Here is a 5,440-nt window from a genome sequence, read left to right on the forward strand (position 1 = left end):
GTGACGGCCTGCTGCGCAGCCGTGCCGTCCAATCGCCCCCGCAAGTACTGGCCCCGGATGACCCCCATCACTTCAACGTCGATCACGTGCGGCGCCATCTGATCGACGTCTGCCGCCAGACGCGCTCCGATCGCGCCCGCCCGGGGCGTGTCGGCCACAACCTCGAATAGACAGGACGCGTCAACGACCAGCATTGGGCCACTCGCCGCGCCACTCATCCAAACTCTCCAGCACCTCGGCCGTGGAAATCTCCGAGGGTCGACGACCGGTCCGCGTCAACCACTGCGCAACCGAAGGGCGCGCCGCCAGCCGGGCCGCCTCACGGCGCAGCAACTCGGGCACCGTGATCCCCTCCTCCGCGGCACGACGGACCAACGCGGCATATACATCGTCGTCTATGTCCCGAATCTGAACCGTCTTAGGCATAGCAGCATCGTATCATGCATATGAGCATATCCTCATGCGTTTGTGCATGAGGACCCTGTGGGGCCCGCACCTCGGCAGAACGCACCGTTACCAGCAGGAAATGCGAGTTGAATTGTGCTGCAATATATTTCGCTGACATATCCGATCTGCGTTGCGCATCCGGTCGTTGCAGAATCTGGCGCTCACCATGTGACCAACCACCTCAGCGTCTTGGCCCATGTCGAGGACGACTGGCCGATCGCCGCACTGAAACCGTCGCAGAGTCTCGGCCCGCCACTTTCCAACGCGGAGGCCTTGACCTGAGGCCGGTGCGCCGCTCGCGTTGGTTAGGCATGTTCGGTTGGGTCGGTTGCTGCCCCGCCGATCAACACGGTGGCGTTGTTTGGTGGGTCGCATCGGTATCGGCCGATGTGTCCGAGTGCCATGTTGAGGGCCAGTTCCAGGGGACGGGCGCTGCGCGTGGTCTGCGCCATGAGTAGCCCGCCTTGCAGGGCGCTCATCATCGTCAGCGCGAGTTCGTCCACGTCGGCGTCGGAAGCGAGTTCACCGTTGTCGCGCATGGCCGCAAAGCCCGAGGACAGGTATGACTGCCATTGAGCAAAGGACCGCGCGAGCTCGAGTCGCGCCGAGTCGGATCGGTCGGCGAGTTCGCTCACCAGCGAGCCGAGCGGGCAGCCACCGACACCGCGCGTCGCGCGGGTCGTGGTCACGAGATGATCGCACCAGCGCTGCAGCCCGTCCCACGACGACACTTCGCGCAGGCGTGGCTCCTGCGCGGCGATGACGTGGCCGAGCTGGGTCTTGATCACCTCGCTGATGAGGTCGTCTTTGTCAGCGAAGTAGTGATATAGCTGCGATCTGCTGGTGGCGCTGGCGGTCATGACCGCGTCCAGGCTCGTCCCTGCCACCCCGTGCTCGCGGACCAAGGACGCTGCTGCAGCCACGATGCGGGCTTTGGTGACCGCCCCGCGGGCCGTCAATCGCGAGGTGGGACGACCTTGATGTGGCTTCATGAGCGGACGCTATCCGAATTGGACTTGTCGGTCCACTTTTTTCTCAGCACGATGGCGGAGTCACCAACAAACACCATGTGAAGGGACCCGATGTCGCGCCTCAACTATGGCCAGCGATTGCCCCAGCTTGACGTTGCCGCTGTCGGTGGCGGCGTGATCAGCCTGCCGGGCGACCTCGCCGGCTCCTACGGTGTCATCTTGATCTACCGCGGCTCGTGGTGTCCCTACTGCAATGCCCAGCTCACCGCCTTCTCGCGTGCAGTGGACACCCTCAGCGAGCTCAACGTCAAGGTGGTCGCCCTTTCTGTGGATGGCGAGGACACTTCGGCGGAGCTTGTCGCCAAGCGCAAGCTGCGCTTTCCGGTCGGCCACAGCGCCGATGCCGACAAGATTGCCGCGGCGATCGGTGCCTACGTCAACGACGATCCGCACTATCTGCAATCGACCGGCATCATCCTGGCACCGGACGAGACGGTGCGATTGGCCGTGTACTCCAGCGGGGCCATCGGGCGGCTTGTTCCCGACGACGTCGCCGGCTTCATCAGGTACCTGGCCGAGCACCCAGACGCGCGGTGAAAGTCATTGACACGATGTACCGTGTTCAACGCTGAGCGCGGTGCGGCGGAGCCGGCCACGGACGGAACCCAGGCCACGCCATGCCCGGTCAAGTCAAGACGTCTTTATTCCCCGCTGCTGCTCGGACGGTTCTGGCGAACGTTCATGCGCCCGCCAGCAAGTCCAAAAAGTTGTTAACGCGAAAAGAGGAATTTATGAGGCGATCACAAGGTAATAAGACTTTGAAATATAATTCATTGTTTTTGGGCTTCTTCATGTTCATGTTTGGTTTCTTGAAATTCTTCGAGCCCTTTCGTACGTGGTTCGATATCCAGATAACCAAAAGCGGTCTGCCGCGGTTCAGCATTCCGCTAGGTAAAGTCGGCGAACTGGCGATCGGCACCGGCCTGCTTTCGGCTTTCTTCTTCAGGCAGAAAATCCCAAACCTCTACCGCCCGGTCACCCTCGCAGCCTCAGCCGGACTGGTCGCCAACATGGGGATCGCGACTTACGTGCATCTGCAACCACAAGTGCCGGCCAACGTTTTACCCCTAGGGATAAAACCTCCATTTATCCCGTTGTCTGTGATGTTCTTGGCGATAGTGAATCTCTACCAACTCTTTCGCGACGATCGGCGCCAGTCGTAGTGCCGTGACCGAGATGCAGCGGGCCGACTGTCGGCACGCGGGCCCGAAGCGCGACCTCTCCCCTCCACGGCAACTCGCACCTGCCGAGCACGCACCGTTGCAGGGCCTCGGCAAAGTCGCGTTTAAGAGGTCAGGAGTATTTGGTGGCCCTTTGAGGGTGTCGGGCAAGTATCGGCTGCCCGTTCGGCGATCGCGACGAACGAACGCGCGCCAGTGAGCGCAGCGGCCAGCGCGAACCCCAGGATGCCGGCCAGCCCGTGGCGCTTCCCGAGTGGCTTGCGCGGATCGGGCACCTGCGCAATCAACTCCAGCAAACCACCGGGGGCGGCCGGGACGTCGGCCAACTCACCCACCAGCGGGTCGGAATCGTCAACGAGGCACAGCGTGGGCGATGATGACACAGCGGCACGGCAGAACTCCTGGGATGTGACTGGTGTGAGAACTGTGATCATCCCGCCCGGCGGCGGTTAGGTGGTGTGGAGCAGGGTCATGAAGCCGTAGTCCATGTGCAGTTGTTGGTGGCAGTGCAGCAGGGACAGGCCGGGTTGGTCTGCAGTGACGTCGAATTCGAGGTTTTGGTAGCCACCGAGCATGACAACGTCTTTGCGTAGTCCGGCGGTGGGGGTTCCGGCGACGTGGGTGATATCGAAGGTGTGTCGGTGTAGGTGGATGGGGTGCACATCGTCGCTGGCGTTACGCAGCCGCAACCGGTAGCGGCGACCGCGAGCGAGGTTGATTGGTGTTGTGCGGGAGTCGTTGTCATAGGCCTTGCCATTGAGGGTCCAAACGTTGAAGCCGTCGCGTTCGGCGTTACGTTTCTCGATGAGTAGCTCGATCGTTTCGTCGGGCGCTGTGGCGACTCTGCCGGGTTGTGCGAAGAGCCGGTAGTCCCAGGTGAATGGCGGGGGCGGTGCCCACTGGGGTTCACCGCTGCGGCCCGCATATTCGACGACGATGCCCATGCCGTTGCCACGATCCTCATCGGACAGGTCGCCCAATATCCAGACGCCGGGGTGGTTCATCTCCACGATCGCCGAGATCCGTTCAGCGGCAGCGAGCCACAGCACCGGCACCGGCGCGGGCTTGGGAACGGGGTTGCCGTCCAAAGCCACGACGGTGAAGCTGTGTCCGGGCATGGCCAGGCTGCGGTTCTCGGTGGCGCTGGCGTTGAGCACGTGCAACAGCACCCGCTGGTTTTCGGCGACCTTGATGGGGTCGCCATGGCCGAGCATTCGCCCGTTGATGGCGAACGATCCGTAGCCGACCTCGAAACCGTGGGACTTGCCCGCGGCCAAGGAGGCCGCCATCGCTTTCTCACCCATGTCGCGTAGCTCGCCGATGGGGTCGCCGGCCAGGAAATCGCTGTCCATGTCCCCAGCGGTACTGAAGGATGGCTCGAATTCCTTGAGCGTCAAGAAGACTTCCTGGTCGTAGTTGCCCGGGTGGTGTTTGGGCTCGATGTACACCGGGCCGACCAAACCGTTGTATTGGCCCAGGCTCAGGTCCGATCCGGGCATCAGGTGCGTGTGGTAGAACCGGAACCCCGAAGGCCCTGGGGTGAAGGTGATGCGCCGCATACCGTGCGCGGGTATGTAGGGCGTACCTTCCTCGGCGGAGCCATCGACATCCGCCGGCAGGGTTTGGCCGTGCCAGTGCAGCTGTTCGGGGGTGCCGGTGTCGTTGTGCAGGTCGATGGTGACCGGCTTGCCCTCGGTAAACCGCAGCAGCGGGCCCGGGAATTGCCCGTTGTACAGGGTGGTCGAGACCACCTTGTCGGGGGCCAGTTCAACCAGCCCGGAGCCGATCCGCAGCGTGTAATCGGCTGGAGTAGAAGCGTTTTGATGGCTACAGCCGGCCATTATCGAACCGACAGTGCCGGTGGCCATCGCGGCGGCCCCAGCGGTTCCCCAGGTCAGGAAACGGCGACGATCAACGTCCATGAGCTGCTTTCTGGTTGGATGGTGCCGCACAGCTGCGCGATGTCCAGGCGCGCTTCGTGCAGGAAATTCCCGACGCCCTGTTCACTCTTGAACAGCGGCGAGGCGGACCACAGGATGGGCAGTTCGTGAGCAGCAGCGCCCCGGCCATGTTCGCGACCATCGGCGCCGCCGCCACCCGCGTAAGCAGTCCGGCAAGAATCAGTACGCCGCAGCCGATCTCGAACACGCCGTCAAGCGCGGCGAAGAACTCTGGCGCTGCAATGCCGGCTTGGGTGAACCTGCCCACGCCGAGCGAGCGCGGGCGCAGAAACTTCAGCACTCCCTCACTGGCGAATACCAGCCCGGCATAGCAGCGGATAAGAACTGTCGCCGCCGGGGCGTTCGTGCGACACACTCGCTGCCACCACGCCGGGCTCGCCGAAATGGTCATGGCCGAAACCTCCTGTGGAGACTTATTTGTTCGCTGAATCGGCGTTTAGGCGGCGGATGGCGTAGGCAGCTGCGCCGGCAGCCAGGACCCCCAGACCGGCCACGATCGAGGCCAGCGGCAGCGCGAACGCGATGACGATGCAGCCCACCAAACCAACGATCGGAATGATGCGCGGCGGCCGCCCCTCTGCCGCAGTCAGTGTCCAGGCCGAGGCGTTTGCGACCGCGTAGTAGACCAGCACCGCAAAAGACGAGAACCCGATCGCCCCGCGCACATCGGTCATGGCCGCCAGCACCGCCACAATCACACCGACCACCAACTCGGCCCGATAAGGCACCGCGAACCGCGGATGCACTGCCGCCAACACCGCCGGCAGATTCCGGTCCCGGGCCATGGCGAACGTCGTGCGCGACACCCCGAGAATCAGCG

Annotated in this window: 7 protein-coding genes and 1 pseudogene; 2 read left to right on the forward strand and 6 right to left on the reverse strand. The window is 63.3% G+C overall.

Features of this window, described 5'->3' with window-relative positions; all coding sequences use genetic code 11:
• Positions 1–180: 180 nt before the first annotated feature.
• Entirely contained in the window at positions 181–426 is a 246-nt protein-coding gene (locus AC2VOG_RS13395; RefSeq protein WP_486940383.1) for a hypothetical protein, read from the reverse strand.
• Between the two features lie 326 nt (positions 427–752).
• Complete coding sequence (locus AC2VOG_RS13400) at positions 753–1,439, reverse strand: TetR/AcrR family transcriptional regulator (RefSeq protein WP_486940384.1); 687 nt, start codon at positions 1,437–1,439, stop codon at positions 753–755.
• A gap of 90 nt (positions 1,440–1,529) precedes the next feature.
• On the opposite strand from AC2VOG_RS13400, the gene AC2VOG_RS13405 reads away from it, so the two are divergent.
• Complete coding sequence (locus AC2VOG_RS13405; RefSeq protein ID WP_486940385.1) at positions 1,530–2,015, forward strand: redoxin domain-containing protein; 486 nt, start codon at positions 1,530–1,532, stop codon at positions 2,013–2,015.
• A gap of 80 nt (positions 2,016–2,095) precedes the next feature.
• Positions 2,096–2,641 carry a hypothetical protein gene (locus AC2VOG_RS13410; RefSeq protein WP_486940386.1) on the forward strand — a complete coding sequence of 182 codons (546 nt, stop codon included), beginning with the start codon at positions 2,096–2,098 and terminating at the stop codon, positions 2,639–2,641.
• Positions 2,642–2,763: 122 nt separating this feature from the next.
• On the opposite strand, the gene AC2VOG_RS13415 is transcribed toward AC2VOG_RS13410, so the two are convergent.
• The 4 genes and pseudogenes from AC2VOG_RS13415 to AC2VOG_RS13430 form a co-directional block, all read right to left on the reverse strand.
• On the reverse strand, positions 2,764–3,042 hold the full coding sequence (locus AC2VOG_RS13415) for a transposase family protein (RefSeq protein WP_486940387.1): 279 nt from the start codon (positions 3,040–3,042) through the stop codon (positions 2,764–2,766).
• A 66-nt stretch (positions 3,043–3,108) separates the two neighbouring features.
• Entirely contained in the window at positions 3,109–4,581 is a 1,473-nt protein-coding gene (locus AC2VOG_RS13420) for a multicopper oxidase family protein (RefSeq protein ID WP_486940388.1), read from the reverse strand.
• Positions 4,571–5,011: a DoxX family protein gene (locus tag AC2VOG_RS13425; protein WP_486940389.1), complete on the reverse strand. Its 441-nt coding sequence runs from the start codon at positions 5,009–5,011 to the stop codon at positions 4,571–4,573. Before AC2VOG_RS13425 ends, AC2VOG_RS13420 begins: the two co-directional genes overlap by 11 nt.
• Positions 5,012–5,033: 22 nt before the next feature.
• Positions 5,034–5,440 (reverse strand): annotated as a pseudogene (locus tag AC2VOG_RS13430) (amino acid permease); the annotation flags it as partial.

Source organism: Mycobacterium sp. TH-M11 (assembly GCF_057473725.1).